Origin of the sequence: Vibrio sp. J2-4 (assembly GCF_021728155.1) — a bacterium.
Classification (GTDB): domain Bacteria; phylum Pseudomonadota; class Gammaproteobacteria; order Enterobacterales; family Vibrionaceae; genus Vibrio; species Vibrio diabolicus.
The window spans coordinates 36,900-56,826 of record NZ_JAKKCN010000011.1; the positions used below are offsets into that span (position 1 = coordinate 36,900).

Below are 19,927 nucleotides of genomic sequence, written 5' to 3' on the forward strand. Positions count from 1 at the left end.
CGGAGGTGCTTTTTTTATTTCTAAAACTGAGAGAAAAAGGGTTAAAAAGCGAAAAGTAAATTAACGGAAAATACGCTGTCCGCTTTGCTTAAGCCTTCAGGCACTTTATCGTGATACTGACGAGAGTGTGCCAGTTTCAGTGCAATATCTTCAGTAATATCATTGGTCACGCTGAGTTCACTATCGGCCCGAGTGTTACTTTTACCTGTTACCAACGTAATATCAGCCGCGAAACTCAAATTATCTAGTGCGTGCCAAGTCGTATTGATATTCCCTCGAAAAATGCCTTCTCGAACGATATCGGGAAAGACAATGTCGTCATCATCTATCTCATCTAAATTTGGTTCTTGATAACGAAAACCAGGACCGACTTCTACCTCTAAAATGAAGTTTTCAGTGTAGGAAAACTGGTAACCCAAACCACCTGATAAGGTGTAGTCTTTAAAATAGGCACTGTAACGAGAATCCACCCCTTTAAAGCTGCCATACAAATACGTTTTAGGGCCTAACTTGTAGTCACTCTGTAGGGCGTAGGTGGATGAGCGTTTGTCTTCTTCACCGTCTTTGTACAAGTTGTAGTACTTCCATTCACCATTAGAACGGTGTCGACCTGACGTATATTCAGCACTCAAACGAGCATTCAGGGAACGAGAGTCCGTGTTACCTGTGTGAGCTTGATAGCCGAACTCCACCTCGGTTTTTAATGGGTCAGGCACATCAATATTTTGCTCTGGCTGTACTGATTCGTCAGCATACGATGCACTAGCGCATAGTAGGCTAAAGCTAAGTAACCAGTATCGGGACACATCAACCTCGAACGTAATTAAAAAGGAGGGGCATGATACTGATACAGATATTTTGTTGGGTCAATGGTAGGTTAATTTTTATTAGAGCTGGGCGGAAGAACCAGGCTATTACTTGTGCGGTTCGCATGTTGATTTCTTAACAAGTAATTGTCGCTTCGGGGAAGCATCTCAGTTAGGTTAAGGTTATAATCGTGGGTCAATAGTAGTTATCGAGCAAAGTCATGGCGGAAAACAGAAATCGCAAACCTTCAGACAGTCAGGTCGACGCAATCAAAGTGCCACCTCACTCACTAGAAGCCGAGCAATCAGTAATTGGTGGTCTTTTACTGGACAATGAACGTTGGGACACCGTTGCCGAACGTGTTGTAAGCAGTGATTTCTATAGTCGTCCGCATCGCCTAATTTTTGAAGGTGTAAAAACCATTCTTGAAGCGGGCAAGCCTCTCGATCTTATTACTTTATCGGAATACTTGGAGCGTCACGAGCAATTAGAAGATGTGGGCGGTTTTGCTTACCTTGCAGATTTGGCGAAAAACACGCCAAGTGCCGCTAACATTAATGCGTACGCTGATATTGTTGCCGAGCGTGCGATCGTCCGTGGTTTGATCGGTGTCGCGAATGAGATTGCGGATGCGGGTTACGATCCTCAAGGTCGAAGTTCGGAAGATCTGATTGATATGGCGGAGAGTAAAGTTTTCGCCATCGCTGAGTCACGAACCAGTGAAAACGAAGGGCCACAAAATGTCGATAACATCCTCGAAAAGACGTTAGAACGTATCGAGCTGTTATATAAAACGCCGCAAGATGGTGTGACGGGTGTCGACACAGGTTTCACTGACCTCAATAAGAAAACCGCAGGTTTGCAAGGTTCTGATTTGGTGATTGTCGCGGCGCGTCCATCGATGGGTAAAACGACCTTTGCGATGAACTTGTGTGAAAATGCGGCCATGCAACAAGAGAAGCCTGTGCTTATTTTCTCGCTAGAGATGCCAGCCGAGCAGTTGATGATGCGTATGTTGGCTTCTTTGTCTCGCGTTGACCAAACCAAGATCCGTACGGGTCAGCTGGATGACGAAGACTGGGCGCGTATTTCTTCTACTATGGGTATCTTGATGCAGAAGAAAAACATGTACATTGATGACAGCTCCGGTCTAACTCCGACCGAAGTGCGTTCACGCGCTCGCCGTATCGCACGTGAACATGGCGGTCTGTCGATGATCATGGTCGACTACCTTCAGCTTATGCGCGTGCCTGCACTCTCTGATAACCGTACGCTGGAAATTGCGGAGATATCGCGCTCTCTGAAAGCGCTGGCAAAAGAGCTGAATGTGCCCGTCGTGGCGCTGTCTCAGCTTAACCGTTCCCTAGAGCAACGTTCAGATAAACGCCCAGTAAACTCGGACTTGCGTGAGTCGGGCTCTATCGAGCAGGATGCCGACTTGATCATGTTCATCTACCGTGACGAGGTGTATCACCCAGATAGCCCATACAAAGGTACGGCAGAAATCATCATTGGTAAGCAACGTAACGGTCCTATCGGCTCTGTGCGTCTCACCTTCCAAGGTCAACACTCGCGCTTTGACAACTACGCGGGTCCTGCATTCGATATTGATGATGAGTAACCCCATGAGCTATATGAAAGCGGCCAAGGCGTGCATTGATTTGTCTGCGTTGCAGCACAACTTACAGCGCGTGAAAGCGCAAGCGCCCCAAAGTAAAGTGATGGCTGTAGTGAAGGCCAATGGCTATGGCCACGGATTACGTCACGTTGCAAAACATGCCAACCATGCGGATGCGTTTGGTGTGGCTCGCATTGAAGAAGCGTTGCAACTGCGCGCTTGTGGCGTGGTAAAGCCGATTCTATTGCTAGAAGGTTTTTACTCTCCAGGTGACTTACCCGTTCTTGTGACGAACAACATCCAAACCGTGGTGCATTGTGAAGAGCAGCTTATCGCTTTGGAGCAAGCCGACCTTGAAACTCCGGTTGTCGTGTGGCTTAAGATTGACAGTGGGATGCACCGTCTTGGCGTTCGCCCTGAGCAATATGATGAGTTTGTCACGCGGTTGAAAGAGTGTCCAAACGTAGCCAAGCCGTTACGTTACATGAGTCACTTTGGCTGTGCAGATGAGCTGGATAGCCATATCACTCCCCAACAGATTGAGCTGTTTAAGTCGTTGACCTCTGGTTGTCAGGGGGAGCGTTCACTTGCGGCCTCTGCGGGGTTGTTGGCATGGCCTCAAAGCCATTTGGATTGGGTTCGTCCGGGCATCATCATGTATGGTGTATCGCCATTTGATGACAAGACCGCACAAGATCTGGGGTATCAACCCGTGATGACACTTAAATCCCATCTTATTGCGGTACGTGAAGTTAAGAAGGGCGAAAGTGTTGGCTACGGCGGTATGTGGACCAGTAAGCGAGATACAAAAGTCGGTGTCATCGCTGTAGGGTATGGCGACGGTTACCCAAGAAGTGCCCCGAATGGCACTCCGGTTTGGGTAAATGGTCGTAAAGTACCTATCGCAGGTCGAGTTTCCATGGATATGCTGACGGTCGATTTGGGACCAGATGCAACGGATAAAGTCAGCGACGAAGCGATTCTTTGGGGGAAAGAGCTCCCAGTAGAAGAAGTGGCGGGTCACATTGGTACCATTGCGTATGAACTCGTGACTAAGCTAACGCCTCGCGTCGAGATGGAGTACTCAAAATAAACAGCGAAAGGCTAACCTAAGGTTAGCCTTTGTTTTATCTACTCACCGTTAATCGTAGCAATAACGCGGCGGCCGCCGCCAAAGTCTCGGTGCTCACCCAAGTAAATGCCCTGCCATGTTCCTAAAGCTAATCGACCATTTTGGATTGGTATCGTCACACTACTGCCAAGTAGGGATGCTTTAATGTGTGCTGGCATGTCGTCATCACCTTCATAGGTATGCTGATAATAAGGAGCACGCTCTGGCACAAACTTATTGAAGTGCGCTTCCATATCCATACGCACGGTTGGATCAGCATTCTCATTTAAGGTCAAACTGGCGGAGGTATGTTGAATAAATAGGTGTAATAAACCTACTGAAAGCTCGTTTATTTGTGGTAATTGTTGTTCAATTTCATCAGTTATTAGGTGAAAACCGCGGCTTCTCGCTTTTAATTGCAGTGTTTTTTGTGCCCACATACGTGTTCCTTTGGAAATTTATAAATTGGCGTCTATCCTATTCCAATTAGAGCCTGTCATTAGTAAGTGATATGATTCTTGTCATCGTAAATGAATTGTTCATTTTCAGGGCAGGGAACGTGACCTAACTCAATGTGAGTGTAAATACTCTCAGTCATAATTGGCACCTGAAAAAAAATTACAAAGACTTGTTTTGTGGCAATTCGCCCAAACATCTAATTAATATTCTATTTGCTAAATCGGGGATTCCACAGTTTTCGCTAGACTGTAAGGAATGGAACCTACTGTAACATCGGGATAAAGACCATGTTGAAAAATATCAATCCAACGCAAACACAAGCTTGGAAAGCGCTAACTGCGCATTTCGAATCTGCACAAGATATGGATCTTAAAGAGTTATTTGCTCAAGACGCAGCGCGTTTCGACAAATACTCTGCACGTTTCGGCTCAGACATCCTAGTCGATTACTCAAAGAACCTCATCAATGAGGAAACTCTGAAGCACCTGTTCGCTCTTGCGAACGAGACTGAGCTGAAATCTGCAATTGAAGCGATGTTCAGTGGCGAAGCGATCAACCAAACAGAAGGTCGCGCTGTTCTTCACACTGCACTACGTAACCGCGCGAATACACCAGTAATGGTAGACGGCGAAGACGTAATGCCAGCAGTGAACGCGGTTCTAGAAAAAATGAAATCATTCACTGAACGCGTTATCGGCGGTGAGTGGAAAGGTTACACAGGTAAAGCAATTACAGATATCGTGAACATCGGTATCGGTGGTTCTGACCTTGGTCCTTACATGGTGACGGAAGCTCTAGCACCATACAAAAATCATCTAAACCTTCACTTCGTATCTAACGTTGATGGTACTCACATCGTTGAAACGTTGAAGAAAGTTAACCCAGAAACGACGCTATTCTTGATCGCGTCTAAGACGTTCACAACGCAAGAAACCATGACTAACGCGCACACTGCTCGTGATTGGTTCCTAGAGTCTGCGGGTGATCAAGCGCACGTGGCTAAGCATTTTGCTGCGCTTTCAACGAACGCGACAGCCGTGTCTGAGTTCGGTATTGATACCGCGAACATGTTCGAATTCTGGGACTGGGTTGGTGGCCGTTACTCACTATGGTCTGCAATCGGTTTATCAATCGCATTAGCGGTAGGTTACGACAACTTCGTTGAGCTGCTTGAAGGTGCTCACGAGATGGACAAGCACTTCGTATCAACAGACCTAGAAAGCAACATCCCTGTGATCCTTGCGCTTATCGGTATTTGGTACAACAACTTCCACGGTGCGGAATCAGAAGCTATCTTACCTTACGATCAGTACATGCACCGTTTCGCGGCGTACTTCCAACAAGGTAACATGGAATCAAACGGTAAATACGTTGACCGTGAAGGCAATGCCGTGACTTACCAAACGGGCCCTATTATTTGGGGTGAACCAGGTACCAACGGTCAGCACGCGTTCTACCAACTGATTCACCAAGGCACTAAGCTGATCCCATGTGACTTCATTGCACCTGCAATCAGCCACAACCCAGCTAGCGATCATCACCAAAAACTGATGTCCAACTTCTTTGCGCAAACTGAAGCACTAGCGTTTGGTAAGAGTGAAGAAACCGTGAAAGAAGAGTTGGTGAAAGCAGGTAAGAACGCTGAAGAAGTGGCCGCGATCGCGCCATTCAAAGTGTTTGAAGGTAACCGTCCAACAAACTCTATCCTAGTGAAGCAAATCACGCCTCGTACGCTAGGTAACTTGATCGCAATGTACGAACACAAAATTTTCGTACAAGGTGTTATCTGGAATATCTTCAGCTTTGACCAATGGGGCGTGGAGCTAGGTAAACAACTGGCTAACCAAATCCTACCTGAGCTTGCAGACGAGTCTCAAATCAGCTCGCATGACAGCTCAACAAATGGTCTAATCAACGCATTTAAAGCGTTCAAAGCTTAATGTTTGGTTTGAATAGATAAAGAAAAGGTCAGCAAATGCTGACCTTTTTTATTGCCTGAGGCAAAAACAAAATAGGTTGGCCAGTGCCAACCTATTTTTTCTCCTTTATTCGAAGCAAATTTCGATAAAGGCATTTCCCCATTGGGAAGAGAAAGGCATGATGATGATTGAGCCCTCACACTTGTGGCGAATCGTATGGCCTCGGCCAGAAACCACTACGGGTGTTGCCATATCAAAATCAAAACCACTTTCCGCCAGAATGCGTTTCGCACCACCAGTAACCATGTTGGTGATCTCACCCACCATATCGGTGACCTCTTCATTGAGTCCATTTGGACGCTCACCAAGCATGTTCTGCATGATTTCTAGAGCTAGCGCTTCATCAAAGGTAATCGACATTGAACCACGAGTTTGTGGACCTACCATGCCAATCAGACCAGAAACGTCACCTCGTGCGATCTCATCTTTTTTGATTCGCGGTTTTTGTGGCTTCAGCTCAAGAGAAGCCATGGTTTTTAGCACGTTCATTAAAGAAGCTAAAAACGGGTTTACAAATTCAGCGCGCATAACGTTCTTCTATACTTTTTCTTTCGTCTCGGAGGAACAGGCCTGGCATTCACCATGAGTTTCAATAACTTGGTTGGTCAGTTTGAATCCATGCTTCTCGGCGTTTTCGGCTAACAAGGATATCAGCGTCTCATCTTCGAGTTCAACGACATCACCACATTTATCGCAAATTAGTAATTGGAAAAAGTGCTGCTGAGTATTGAAAGAACAACAAGTAATAAAGCTATTTGTCGATTCCACTCGGTGGATGAAGCCTTGCTCTAGGAGAAAATCTAATGCTCGATAAACAGTGGGAGGCTTAGCCTGAGGCTCACTCTCTTTTAGTTGCTCCAATAGCTCATACGCACTTGAGGCGCGGCGATTAGAACAAATGAGTTCAAATACGCGTCGGCGTTGCGGAGTCAATCGTACTCCACGCTCTGCGCAGATACTTTCAATTTGTTCAATGATTGTTGGGTTCAAACCTTTCACCATAACTATCGGACGTGCTCTATGATAAATCATTTCTATACGAAGTTCGTTTAGAAATGCTTCATTTTACCCACTATCAGAACGAAAATCATGAATTAAAGCAAGTCGGTGGTGGTGTGAAGTCGGAATAGTCATCACAGAATGAATCAACGAGTGACAGATTCGTATTACTGCTGCATATTCCTAAGCATTTGGCTAGCCAGACAACCAAATCATTCTCGCTGAAACTAGCACCTAGAGGTGCTTGGGTATACAATACCCGACTTATTTTTTGAGCGTACTGCTGCGCTCTACCTTGGCAACATAAAAACGGGTGTTTATATCATGACTCATTCTTGCAGGCTCTCCGTAGCACCAATGCTCGATTCGTAGTACTGAGCTGGTTTAGCCTACAAAAACAGTATGTTACATCTGCTTTGAGAAGTTGAGGGGATGGTTAGGGGACTGTTACTCGTCATAAAATTAAAGCACCGTCTTGCCCATACTATCTCCCTTTCTGAAAAATTCAAAAAAAATGCTTTATGGGCGTGAAAAAGTGCTGCTAAATATTATTGATAGAGCGTGTCGTAGTATGACCGACGATAATAAATTAGGAGCATCGATGAGCGTCACTTTGAATTCTATTTCCACTCAATCGCTTTTGGCAGCCAAACATAGCAATGAGCCTCTTATTCCGTTGGAAGTTGTTGCAACAACTTATCTCGGACTGACAGCAAGTACAGCGAAACGGAAAGCGCGCATTAATGACCTCCCTTTTCCTGTCATTCGTTTAGGTGATTCTCAGAAAGCCCCGTGGTTGGTCGATTTTAACCACCTTGTCGCTTATATAGAGCGTGTAGCCACTGAGTCTCAATGCGACTGGCTTCGCATGCAGTGCTAGGTTAAAAATGAAGCCTGTTGATATGACAGGCTTCTTACAAATTAGTGTATCTTGTTTTTTATAACTTCAGCTTGCTCTTGTTGCTGCTTCGATAATGAGTGAGAGGCAAGGGACTCATAGGTTTTAATGAGTCGATTCTTTTGGCGTTGTTGTTGCCTGTCGTTATGTTCTTCCTTGGCTTTGAGCCATTTATCAAATTGGCTTTGCATTTTTGCGATAAGCTTTTCTATCTCTAAAGCTTGGTTGGCTTTTTCATACTGATATTGCCAAGTCGAGAGCCTCCTACCTTTCTCTGCCTCAATCGGTTCATAGCTTCTATGATCTACCCCGACATGTTTTAAAACAGCATGATTGAAAGTTTGCTTGATTAATTTAGTTGCCTTCTTTTGCTGAAGTTCCTTCAGAACTTGCTTGCCAACGACCTTCCCAATAATTAAGTGGACGTGATCACCGCTGCCGCGTTTTCCACCTTGTTCTTGTTGGTGTAATACAGCTCGGATTTGCTGACGATATTGTGAGAATTCTGATTTGTCGAGCTTGCATAACTTTGCGAGGGCTAAGCTGCAATCCTTAACTACAGATTGCCATTGTTGTTTAGTTGGGCGGTAGCCTTTCGGAAGAGTTAGGCAATACTCGACCGCGTAGCTCGAAAGTGGGCGACCGCCACGGCGGTTATACATCTGTTGATTCAGTCTAAATTCTTCGCCAGCTAGCGCTATGCGGTTAGATGTTTCCGCGCAACCAAAAATAGAAACGATACGCTGGGTATGTTTGTGGTTGGCGTGCGTTAGGCTTTGAAGGTAGCGCTCGCGCATCATGACGCCATCAGTAGCAAAGCGAACGGGTTGGGTTATTACAGTCCAGTTTTTTAGCATGTTGGATGTTTATTTAAATTTTAGACTTTTGCCTTAACTTGTACAAACTACTGGACTGGAACCATTACTATTCAGTAGTGGTTCCAGATAGGACAACGGCTTCGCATTGTCACTGGCAAGAAGGGAGACCCTTCTTAACTACCCCTAAAAAGAGCGCTCGCACTTTTACCAAATTTTGCTGTTGGAAAAAGAAAATGTATCCTTTAAATAAACACTATGAGCAAACTTATTCCCACCAAACTATTATTCAAATTTGCATACGATTTAGAAGAATTTGAAGCAACCAGACTTGCTGAAAAAGTAATAGAAAAAGCAATTGAAGCTGGCTTTCTTACTTTAAGTGATACACCAGATAACCGATCAAAGTTGGCATGGATAGAAAAGGTTACTCGACATGCTGAAGATGCTTACAACCTAGAAGATATCGCTGATGGCGAAGATCTTGAGGTGAAAATCACTAATCTCAAGCAGCTTTTGGATCGTCGTGACAAGCAAGTAAAGGAAATTCTAGAGTTACTTGCTAAGCACATCATTGACGCCGCCCCATGCTATAAGGCTTGATGATTTCTCAATAAGATAACTTGTTTAATTAAGCACCTGATGTAGGTGCTTTTTTTGTTTTAGGTCGCTGTCCCTATGATATCGGTAGGGTATAATCAGCGCAATTTTCGTCAGATTGACTACAGAACTATGACCAACAACAACTTCTCTCAAACCGCTGCTTTCATTTGGTCGGTTGCCGATCTGCTTCGCGGTGACTTCAAACAATCTCAATACGGGCGTGTGATCTTACCTTTCACTCTTCTTCGTCGCCTTGAATGTGTACTGGAAGAAAGTAAAGATGCAGTTGTTATTCAGGCTGAGAAAGTGAAAGCTATGAACCTTTCTGAAGAAGCCCAAGAGAAGATGTTGCTTCGTGTTACTAACGGTTTGTCGTTCTTCAATACCTCCCGAATGAATCTAAATCATGTAGGGTATAGTGATATCCAAGCCAACTTAGATTACTACATTCAAGGTTTTTCTGCGGATGTTCGTGAGATCTTTGAATATTTTAAGTTTGATGAGTTTGTTGGTCTGTTAGATGACGCTAACCTTCTATATAAAGTAGTTAAGAAGTTTGCCGCTACCGATCTTTCCCCTAAATCTATGTCTAACCATGATATGGGGTTGGTGTTTGAAGAGCTGATTCGACGTTTTGCTGAAAGCTCAAATGAAACGGCAGGTGAGCACTTTACCCCTCGTGATATCGTTCGTCTAACTACTTCGCTCGTGTTAATGGAAGATGATGATGCGCTTTCTAAAGAAGGCGTTATACGTACCATTTATGATCCTACAGTTGGTTCGGGAGGCTTCCTATCTTCAGGTATCGAATATGCCCATGAACTGAACCCCAGTGTGGTGATGCATGCGTTTGGTCAGGAACTAAACCCAGAGTCATACGCTATCTGTAAAGCGAATATGTTGATCAAAGGGCAGGATACTAGCCTTATCAAGTTAGGTAACACCCTTTCAAATGACCAACTGCCAGACGGAAAATTTGATTACATGCTATCTAACCCTCCGTTCGGGCTTGATTGGAAGAAGATTGAACGTGAAATCAAAGACGAACATAACCTAAAGCCTCTTAATGGTCGCTTTGGTGCGGGGTTGCCCCGAATGTCTGATGGCTCTCTATTGTTCTTGATGCATTTGATCAGCAAAATGCATGGCCCTTATGCTATCGGTGGTAGTTTTACTGGTAGCAGTCGTATCGGTATCATTTTTAATGGCTCACCACTATTTACTGGCGGTGCTGGTAGTGGTGAAAGTGAAATCCGTCGTTACATCCTTGAAGCTGATTTACTTGAATCTATCGTCGCACTCCCAACAGACATGTTCTATAACACAGGGATTGCAACTTACGTATGGGTTTTAAGTAATAAGAAAGTTTCGGAACGTAAAGGTAAAGTGCAATTAATTGATGGCTCCCATCTGTGTAGCAAGATGCGTAAGTCGCTAGGCTCTAAGCGTAACGTAATGAGTGAAGATGACATCAAAACTATTACTCGCAGCTTTGGTAATTTTGAAGTGGTTGACGCTCGTGAGTTTGATAAGCCAACAGAGCAAAATACTAATCGTGGGCGTCAGTCAGCGACACCCAAAATAGCAGCGCCAAAAACCTTCTCAAGTAAGATCTTTAATACTTACGAGTTTGGATACCGCCGCTTAACGATTGAGCGGCCGTTACGTTTATCTGCACAACTAACGGATGAGCGAATCAATACTCTCCGTTTTGCTCCTAAACCCTTTCACGCAGTTATGCCCGCTATTTATGAGCAGTTTGGTTCTGAATGGACGAATGATACCTATGGCATGTTGAGCGAAGTTGAAACTGAGGTTCGAGCATTAATCAAAGCTGACTTCTCTGAGCTTAAAGCGAGGCAGATCAAAGATGTCTTAGATTGTAAAGTATGGTTATCTCAAAAATCATTAATGGGTAAAGCTCGACAGCTTCAAGTTGAGTTCGCAGGTTCTCTAGGTGGAAAGTCACAACAGTCCAATGACTTTAACCAGTTTGAACTCACACTCAAAGAAGCGTTGAAAAAAACGGGTGTTAAACTATCTGCCAAAGAGAGAAAGCAGTTCATTGATGCAGTAACATGGAAAAACCAAGATGCGGAACCTGTTGTAAAAAAAGCTCTGAAAGAACTCGCGCGGCCGCTTTATGGTGCATTTTCTTATCAGGGGAATGTTAAGGAGTGGCAAGGTAAAGTAGTCGAGTACCAACAAGATAGTGATTTGCGTGATAATGAGAACGTTGCACTTAATCCGAAATTAACAACCTCAGCACTCATTGAATCTTGTTTTACAAAAGAAGTACAACCGTATTCATCAGATGCATGGATTAATGCAGATAAGCGCGATGAGCATGACAATGAAATAGGTATCGTTGGATATGAGATTAATTTTCGTTCTTTTTTTCAAAGAGATCACTCTCGAGATGAATTACTCAAAGGGACACAATATCGACTCAAAGAAATTGTGACGATAGATCCTAAAGGGTTACTTGTTCTTGATACACCAACAGGAAGAATCGTCGAGTTTTCTAGCTTAAATGAGCAAAGAAAAGCGCAATCGCCAATACGTTTTGATTTACCTACGAACACTCTGCTGGCCGAATTTTACAACATATTCTTACAACAAGAAGAAGGTAAAGATTGGCTCGATAGCAACTTTATGTCTTCGAGTTCATGGAGGAACGTGTCAATGACTTCATGGCTAAATGCCCGAATATCGGTTCCCCCGGTTTCTAACCAATCTGCATTGATTGATTTTTGGTTTGAGTGCGATGCCGTGCTTACTCGGGTTGAATTGCTAAAAAAATCAGTATTTAGTGACTTTCAGACTGCAAAAGAACAGATACTTCCTTATCAGAGTGTCACAAATCGATATCAACAAGAATTCTCATCGATGTTGCCTACTCCTTTAGCCATTCTTTGGGAGTTAGCAGAGTCCAAATTTAATGAAAGAGAGAGAGCTGAAGCTTTTATTAAAACTTATGAATTTTTGGGCTTATATTTAGTGTCCATAGTTTTTGGGCATATAAGTCCACCCAAGAAAACTCTATGCTCAGCAAAAGGCCTAAAGAGTTTAACAATGGCTTTCAGTCACAACCGATTAAGTGAATACAAGCATCACTTCCCTGACTCGACCGTACTAATCAGTTCTCTTTGTCATAGTGATATTACGGATATACTATCTCGTGCAACAGATCTTAGAAATGATATTGCTCACAGAGGGCTTCCATCAGCAGAATTAGTGCGCAATGCAAAGAAAACAATACAGTCTTTAAATGAGAAAATGCAGAGTGTATTGAGACCGTTCTTTGAGATGACAACACTGATTAAGCCCATACAAGCACAATATGATGGCAATTCATTCTTCTATGAAGTGGAAGTATTGAAAGGCCTTGGGATAAATCCTGCGAAAACAGCAAGAATTAAAACTCAAGAGCCGATGATCTCTGGGCAGCTTTATCTGGCTCATAGCGACTTAACTCACGAAGAAAGCATTGCAGTTACAAAGTTATTTCCTTTATTAACAATGAGAGAGACTGTCCCAAATAGCGAGATAATGGGTTTCTATTTCTATAGCGATCCCGTCGAAGGCAACCTACGTTTTGTGTGCCCTTACCCAAATGTTGAAACATACAAGTTTCTCCCAGAAGAACTCATAAGAGAGTGTCTAGATGACTAATACAAATTTCTCACAAACCGCTGCATTCATTTGGTCGGTTGCCGACCTTCTTCGCGGTGACTTCAAACAATCTCAATACGGGCGTGTGATCTTGCCTTTTACTCTTCTTCGTCGCCTTGAGTGTGTACTGGAAGAAAGCAAAGATGCTGTTGTTATTCAGGCCGAGAAAGTGAAAGCTATGAACCTGCCTGAAGAAGCCCAAGAGAAGATGCTGCTTCGTGCTACTAACGGGCTTTCATTCTTCAATACCTCGCCAATGAACCTTGGCAAGATGGGGCAGAGCGACATTAAAGCCAACCTAGAGAACTACATTCAATGCTTCTCTGCGGACGCTCGTGAAATCTTTGAGCACTTCAAGTTTGATGAATTTGTTGGTCTGTTGGATGACGCCAACCTTCTTTACAAGGTGGTGAAGAAGTTTGCTACCACAGATCTTTCCCCTAAAGCCATTTCTAACCATGATATGGGTTTGGTCTTTGAAGAGTTGATTCGCCGTTTTGCTGAAAGCTCAAATGAGACGGCAGGTGAGCACTTTACCCCTCGTGATATTGTTCGCTTGACCACATCGCTTGTGTTTATGGAAGATGATGATGCGCTGACTAAAGAAGGCATTATTCGTACCATTTACGACCCTACAGCGGGTACGGGCGGCTTCCTATCTTCAGGTATGGAATATGTTCATGAGCTGAACCCTAAAGCAGTAATGCGTGCATTTGGTCAGGAGTTAAACCCAGAGTCATACGCAATTTGTAAAGCGGATATGTTGATTAAGGGACAAGATGTCAGCCGTATCAAATTAGGTAACACCCTATCTAATGACCAACTGCCAGCCGACCAATTTGATTACATGCTGTCTAACCCTCCGTTCGGTGTTGACTGGAAGAAGATTGAAGGTGAGATCAAAGATGAGCATACCCTTAAGGGTTTCGATGGGCGTTTCGGTGCGGGTCTACCTCGTGTGTCTGATGGTTCTTTACTGTTCTTGATGCACCTGATCAGCAAAATGCGTGACACTCATGCCGTCGACGGCAGTGTTACTGATGGCGGTCGTATCGGCATCATTCTTAATGGTTCACCATTATTTACTGGTGGTGCTGGTAGTGGCGAAAGTGAAATTCGTCGTTATATTCTTGAAGCTGACTTACTTGAAGCCATTGTCGCGCTGCCAACCGACATGTTCTATAACACGGGCATTGCAACTTACGTATGGGTGCTAAGTAATAAGAAAGCCTCAGAACGCAAAGGCAAAGTGCAATTAATTGATGGCTCTAACCTGTGTGGCAAGATGCGTAAATCGTTAGGCTCTAAGCGTAACGTAATGAGTGAAGATGACATTAAAACCATTACGCGTAGCTTTGGTGATTTTGAAGTGGTTGATGCTCGCAAGCTTGATAAGCCAGCAGAGCAAAAGTCAAACCGTGGACGTCAGTCAGCGACACCAAAAACAGAAGCGCCTAAAACTTTCGCCAGCAAGATTTTCAGTACCCACGAGTTTGGCTACCGCCGCCTAACAATTGAGCGTCCATTACGTTTATCTACACAGTTAACGGATGAGCGAATCAATACTCTCCGTTTTGCTCCTAAGCCATTCAACGCAGTTATGACTGCGATCTATGAGAAGTTTGGTTCAGAGTGGACAGACGAGGCATATGGTCTGTTAGGTCATGTTGAAACTGAGGTTCGTACCTTAATTAAAGCGAATTTTCCAGAGCTTAAAGAGAAGCAAATTAAAGATGTCTTGGATAGCAAGGTATGGCTATTCCAAAAATCGCTCATGGAGAAAGCTCAGCAGCTACAAGCGCAGATAGGTCAATCTTTGGGTGGAAAAGAGCACCAAAGCGATGACTTCAACCAATTTGAACTGACCCTAAAAGGCGCATTTAAAGCTACAGGTATTAAGTTTGATGCCAAAGAAAAAAAGCAATTTATTGATGCAGTAACGTGGAAAAACCAAGAAGCGGAACCAGTCGTTAAAAAGGCACTAAAGGAAGATGCACAGCCATTGTACGGCGCGTTTGAATACAAAGGTAAAGTGGTCGAATTCCAACAAGACGGCGACCTCCGTGATAATGAGAATGTGCCGCTTGACCCAAGTATCAGCACCTCGGCGATGATTGAAACCTACTTCAATAAAGAAGTCGCGCCTCACGTTGTTGATGCATGGATTAATGCAGATAAGCGAGATGAGAAAGATAGTGAGATCGGTGTTGTTGGTTACGAAATCCCATTTAACCGCCATTTCTATATCTACCAGCCACCGCGTAAGCTAGAAGTTATTGACGCGGATTTGGATGCGGTGAGTACTGAGATTATGAAGCTGCTACAAGAGGTGCATTCATAATGGGCAAGCAATTTAAATACTCCGAATACCAGAGTACCGGAATTGATTGGTGCGGTGAAGTACCTGCACATTGGTTGCTTGCTCCATGTAGATCTGCTGTAGATCACTTAGTAGAGAAGAATCATGATGGCAAGGTGCAAAACTATTTATCAGTTATGGCAAACGTTGGGGTAATTCCTTACGAAGAAAAGGGTGATGTTGGTAATAAAAAGCCTGATGATTTAAGTAAGTGTAAATTAGTCAGGAAAGGTCAGCTTGTTATCAACAGTATGAACTATTCGATTGGTTCTTATGGCATGTCTGACTACGATGGTGTGTGTAGTCCTGTTTACATAATCTTGCAAGCAAAAACAGAGATTCTACATAAGAGATTTGCTTTGAGGGTTTTTGAAAACACACCTTTTCAGAAACATTTAGCTACGTTTGGTAATGGCATCTTGGCACATAGAGCGGCAATTGGCTGGGATGATATCAAAGGTCAATATATTCCAGTTCCACCAATGGAAGAGCAGGAGAAAATACTCTACTTCCTCGATCACGAAACCGCCAAAATCGATACTTTGATCGACAAGCAACAGCAACTTATTAAGCTGCTAAAAGAAAAGCGCCAAGCTGTGATCAGCCATGCGGTGACAAAAGGTTTAAATTCACAAGCGTCAATGAAAGATTCTGGTGTGGAGTGGTTAGGGGAGGTGCCAGAGCATTGGAAGGTAGGAAAGATCGGCTATTATGGAAGAGTTATCAATGGTTCAACTCCAAGCAAGGCAAACATTTCGTATTGGAATAAAAAAGAAGTAGCGTGGTTATCATCTGGTACTGTCAATCAATATCACATAACTGAAGCATCCGAATATATTACGGAAAAAGCACTGACTGAATGCTCAGTCGAATTGATTCCAGTTGGTACTCTAGTGATGGGTATGATTGGTCAAGGTAAAACTAGAGGTCTTTCTGCAATAACTAAAATTGAAGCGACAATAAACCAAAACCTTGCAGCGATCATTCCTGACGCAAGATTAAAATCTGAGTATGGGCATCTTGTACTACAAGCTGCTTATAACGAAATTCGAGAGTGCGCGCGAGGCGGAAATCAGGCTGCTTTAAACTGTGAATTAATTAGTAATTTTAATATCACTGTTCCACCAGTGAGAGAGCAAGAGTTTATTGTCACTGAGACGACTCGAAGATTGAGTCAATTTGATAGGTTATTAATGATCGCTAATGAATCTATTGACTTGGCTATGGAACGACGTACAGCCTTGATTTCAGCAACTGTCACCGGAAAGATTGATGTACGTAATTGGCAAGCTCCAGCGAACCAAGAAGCTCAACAGCAGGAGGCTAGCTAATGAGTACCGATTCAACGCAAGAGCGTATCTTCCAAGATGACATCATTCGCCAGATGGTGGAGAACGGCTGGGTAGAGGGTAAGCCAGAAGGCTACAACCGCGAATCAGCACTCTATGAACAAGATGTTCTGAAATTCGTAAAAGAAACCCAACTAAAAGAGTGGGAGAAGTTCTGTAAGGTTTACCCAAATGAGTCCGACCGTCACTTTATTGAAGCGCTAGTTGCTCAATTAAAAAAAGCTGATGTGAATGCCACAGACCAAGCCTCACGTAGTTTTGGTACTTTGGGTGTGCTGCGTCACGGCTTGAAGATTCGTAATGCGCGTTTCTCGTTGTGCCAGTTTAAGCCAGAGCATAACCTAAACCCTGAAACTTTGGCGCGTTATCAGCAGAACATCTGTCGTATCGTTCCTGAGCTGGTTTACAGCCCTTATGCCACTAAAGAGCATCTAGAAGCGACAGGCAAAAAAGCTAAGGCGTGGCGTATTGATCTGGTGCTGTTCGTCAACGGCTTGCCAGTATCAACGCTTGAATTGAAATCAGAGTTCAAACAAGCGGTAGAGAATGCAATTAAGCAGTACAAACGCACTCGTCTACCCAAAGACCCTGCAACTAAGAAACCAGAGCCACTATTAACCTTTAAACGTGGTGCTTTGGTGCATTTCGCTGTGAGTCAATATGAAGTGCATATGGCAACCAAACTGGCAGGTGATGACACCTTCTTCCTTCCTTTCAATAAAGGGACGAAAGAAGGCGGTGCGGGTAATGATGTGCCGAAAGATGAGAGCCGCTATGCCACGGATTATTTGTGGAATGAGGTATTAGTCCCTGACAATCTATTAAATATCATCGGTCGCTTTGTTCATCTTCAAATTGAAGAAAAGGAAGATTGGGAAGGACGCAAATCTAAGAAAGAAACGCTGATCTTCCCGCGTTACCACCAATGGGATGTCGTCACTAAGCTCATTGATGCCGCCATCGAAGAGGGTACGGGTAACAAGTATCTTGTGCAGCATAGTGCGGGGTCGGGTAAGTCGAATTCTATTGCATGGACTGCGCACCAGCTTTCTACTCTTTATGATGCGGAAGGTAACAAGCAATTTCACTCTGTCATTGTCGTCACTGACCGAACCGTTCTTGATGATCAGTTGCAAGATACCATCTACCAATTTGAACATGCCGATGGCGTAGTAGGGCGCATCAATAACAAAGAGGGTGATGGCTCTAAATCAGAGAAGTTGGCTTCAGCATTAGAGAACTCGCAACCTATTATCATCGTAACCATTCAAACCTTCCCGTTTGTGTTACGTGCGATAGAAAACAGCACCAGTCTGAAAGAACGCAGCTATGCAGTAATTGCGGATGAAGCGCACTCTTCGCAAAGTGGTTCTACGGCTCGTCAGTTAAAAGAAGTATTGATGACCGAAGAAGCCGATGATGATGTCGAGTTGTCGTCGGAAGATATTTTGGATGCGACTATTGCTGCACGTCAAGGCAGTGCCAACCTAAACTACTACGCATTCACGGCAACCCCTAAACCAAAGACGATGGAGCTATTTGGACGTTTACCTAAGCCTGAGCTTGCGCCATCAAAGCAGAATAAGCCCGAAGCGTATCATGTGTATTCAATGCGCCAAGCCATTGAAGAAGGTTTTATTTTGGATGTGCTAAAGAACTACACCAATTACAAGGTGATGTATCAATTAGCGCAGAAGGTGGAGGCTGCTGATAAAGAAGTCGACAGCAAGAAAGCCAAGGTTAAGTTGAACCAATGGGTACGCCTACACGATCACAACATCTCACAAAAGGTCAAAGTGATTGTTGAGCACTTCAAAGATAACGTCATGGGCTTATTAGGTGGTCAGGCTAAAGCGATGGTGGTTACTAGCTCTCGTAAAGAAGCGGTACGTTACAAACTCGCTTTTGATAAGTACGTGGCTGATGCGCTTGCCGAGAAGAAGACAGGTTATGATGCGATCCGCGCTATGGTGGCCTTCTCTGGTGAAGTCGAATTCAACGCTAATGACCCTGATAGCTTTGCTTTTATCGATCAAAAGTTCACAGAAAAGAACATGAACCCAGACTTAAAAGGTCGGGATATGCGTAAAGCCTTTGATAGTGACGACTATCAGGTAATGCTGGTGGCTAATAAGTTCCAGACAGGCTTTGACCAACCGAAGTTGTGCGCTATGTACGTTGATAAGAAGCTAGGCGGTGTTGAGTGTGTTCAAACACTTTCTCGTCTTAACCGTACTTATCCGGGCAAGGCAGAAACAGGCACCTTCGTATTAGACTTTTACAATGAGCCAGATGAGATTTTGGGGTCTTTCCAGCCCTATTACCAAACCGCAGAGTTGACGGATGTCACCGATCCTAACATGGTATTTGACCTGTATGAGAAGCTGCGCACAAGTGGCATCTTTTTGTGGTCTGAAGTAGAGCAGTTTTGCGAAGCCTTCTTCACCAAGAACAAATCTAATGCTGCAATCAGCAACATCTGTCATCCAGCCAAGGAACGTTGGCAAAAGCGTTATACCTCAGCGGTAGAGGCTTATATTAAAGCTAAAGAGATGTTTGAACGCACAAAGAAAACAGGCGACGCTGTTCTTATTGCCAATGCAGAGAATAGTTTTAAAGACTGCAAGCAAGAGAAAGACCGTCTTGAGATATTCAAGAAGGATCTCGGCAGCTTTACCCGTTTCTATGAGTTTATGTCCCAGCTCGTTGATTACGATGATAAAGAGCTAGAAAAATTGAGCTTGTATGCGCGCCACTTGCGCCCGTTGCTACGAGAGAAGGTGATTGAGGAAGATGAGTTAGATTTAGATAACGTGGTAATGAGCCACTACCGTCTATCTAAGATCCGCCAGCAAGATATACAGCTGAAAGAAGATGCTCCTGACTACCAACTTGAGCCAAGCACCGACATCGGTACTGCTAAGGCCAAGGATAAGAAGGAAGAGTTCCTTTCCCATATCCTTGATAAGTTAAATGAAGTGTTCATCACTGATAACTTGTCAGACAAAGATATGATCAATTACGCCTTTACTGTAAGAGATAAGCTCACCGAGAACGAAGCGGTCATGAGTCAAATTGCCAATAACACCCGTGAACAGGCAATGCTGGGCGATTTCCCTCAAGCGATTGATGATGCGATTCTTGGAAGTAATGAAGCGCATCAAGAGCAGATGATGCAGTTGCTTTCTGACCCTAATAAAACTCAGCAGTTTGCACGGGTTATTTTTGATATGTTGAGTGGGTATAAGGGGTAGG

The 19,927-nt window shown here is 44.0% G+C and carries 13 protein-coding genes and 1 pseudogene; 9 read left to right on the forward strand and 5 right to left on the reverse strand.

The window, feature by feature from the left end:
- Nucleotides 1-41: 41 nt before the first annotated feature.
- Nucleotides 42-806: a DUF481 domain-containing protein gene (locus tag L3V32_RS23520; protein WP_006743223.1), complete on the reverse strand. Its 765-nt coding sequence runs from the start codon at nt 804-806 to the stop codon at nt 42-44.
- Nucleotides 807-1,027: 221 nt separating this feature from the next.
- Between L3V32_RS23520 and L3V32_RS23525 the strand changes: the two genes are divergently transcribed.
- Both L3V32_RS23525 and alr read left to right on the forward strand, forming a co-directional pair.
- Complete coding sequence (locus L3V32_RS23525; RefSeq protein ID WP_005395704.1) at nt 1,028-2,428, forward strand: replicative DNA helicase; 1,401 nt, start codon at nt 1,028-1,030, stop codon at nt 2,426-2,428.
- 13 nt (nt 2,429-2,441) lie between these two features.
- Nucleotides 2,442-3,518, forward strand: coding sequence for an alanine racemase (gene alr / locus L3V32_RS23530; RefSeq protein WP_041853013.1), 1,077 nt, complete (start codon nt 2,442-2,444; stop codon nt 3,516-3,518).
- 38 nt (nt 3,519-3,556) lie between these two features.
- Here the strand turns inward: alr and L3V32_RS23535 are convergent, their stop codons facing one another.
- A complete protein-coding gene (locus L3V32_RS23535) occupies nt 3,557-3,976 on the reverse strand; it encodes a secondary thiamine-phosphate synthase enzyme YjbQ (RefSeq protein ID WP_046874640.1) in 420 nt (139 codons plus the stop codon).
- 306 nt (nt 3,977-4,282) lie between these two features.
- On the opposite strand from L3V32_RS23535, the gene pgi reads away from it, so the two are divergent.
- On the forward strand, nt 4,283-5,935 hold the full coding sequence (pgi, locus tag L3V32_RS23540) for a glucose-6-phosphate isomerase (protein ID WP_053807699.1): 1,653 nt from the start codon (nt 4,283-4,285) through the stop codon (nt 5,933-5,935).
- Nucleotides 5,936-6,040: 105 nt separating this feature from the next.
- On the opposite strand, the gene L3V32_RS23545 is transcribed toward pgi, so the two are convergent.
- Both L3V32_RS23545 and zur read right to left on the reverse strand, forming a co-directional pair.
- Nucleotides 6,041-6,502 carry a chemotaxis protein CheX gene (locus L3V32_RS23545; RefSeq protein ID WP_005381269.1) on the reverse strand — a complete coding sequence of 154 codons (462 nt, stop codon included), beginning with the start codon at nt 6,500-6,502 and terminating at the stop codon, nt 6,041-6,043.
- A gap of 9 nt (nt 6,503-6,511) precedes the next feature.
- Nucleotides 6,512-6,976, reverse strand: a complete 465-nt coding sequence (gene zur, locus L3V32_RS23550) for a zinc uptake transcriptional repressor Zur (protein ID WP_005381268.1) — start codon at nt 6,974-6,976, stop codon at nt 6,512-6,514.
- Nucleotides 6,977-7,574: 598 nt separating this feature from the next.
- Between zur and L3V32_RS23555 the strand changes: the two genes are divergently transcribed.
- On the forward strand, nt 7,575-7,853 hold the full coding sequence (locus L3V32_RS23555) for a pyocin activator PrtN family protein (RefSeq protein ID WP_237285370.1): 279 nt from the start codon (nt 7,575-7,577) through the stop codon (nt 7,851-7,853).
- Nucleotides 7,854-7,894: 41 nt separating this feature from the next.
- Here L3V32_RS23555 and L3V32_RS23560 read toward each other — a convergent pair whose 3' ends face one another.
- Entirely contained in the window at nt 7,895-8,728 is an 834-nt protein-coding gene (locus L3V32_RS23560; protein ID WP_237285372.1) for a hypothetical protein, read from the reverse strand.
- A 216-nt stretch (nt 8,729-8,944) separates the two neighbouring features.
- Between L3V32_RS23560 and L3V32_RS23565 the strand changes: the two genes are divergently transcribed.
- The 5 genes and pseudogenes from L3V32_RS23565 to L3V32_RS23585 all read left to right on the forward strand — a co-directional run bounded on the left by L3V32_RS23565 (nt 8,945) and on the right by L3V32_RS23585 (nt 19,926).
- The gene (locus L3V32_RS23565) at nt 8,945-9,289 is read left to right on the forward strand and encodes a hypothetical protein (RefSeq protein ID WP_102501352.1); all 345 of its coding nucleotides are present in this window, start codon (nt 8,945-8,947) and stop codon (nt 9,287-9,289) included.
- A gap of 129 nt (nt 9,290-9,418) precedes the next feature.
- Nucleotides 9,419-10,981, forward strand: a pseudogene (locus L3V32_RS23570) (N-6 DNA methylase); the annotation flags it as partial.
- A 1,975-nt stretch (nt 10,982-12,956) separates the two neighbouring features.
- On the forward strand, nt 12,957-15,305 hold the full coding sequence (locus L3V32_RS23575; protein WP_237285374.1) for a class I SAM-dependent DNA methyltransferase: 2,349 nt from the start codon (nt 12,957-12,959) through the stop codon (nt 15,303-15,305).
- On the forward strand, nt 15,305-16,654 hold the full coding sequence (locus L3V32_RS23580) for a restriction endonuclease subunit S (RefSeq protein ID WP_237285376.1): 1,350 nt from the start codon (nt 15,305-15,307) through the stop codon (nt 16,652-16,654). The genes L3V32_RS23575 and L3V32_RS23580 overlap by 1 nt, the downstream gene beginning before the upstream one ends.
- Entirely contained in the window at nt 16,654-19,926 is a 3,273-nt protein-coding gene (locus tag L3V32_RS23585) for a type I restriction endonuclease subunit R (RefSeq protein ID WP_237285378.1), read from the forward strand. The genes L3V32_RS23580 and L3V32_RS23585 overlap by 1 nt, the downstream gene beginning before the upstream one ends.
- The last annotated feature ends 1 nt before the right edge of the window (nt 19,927 follow it).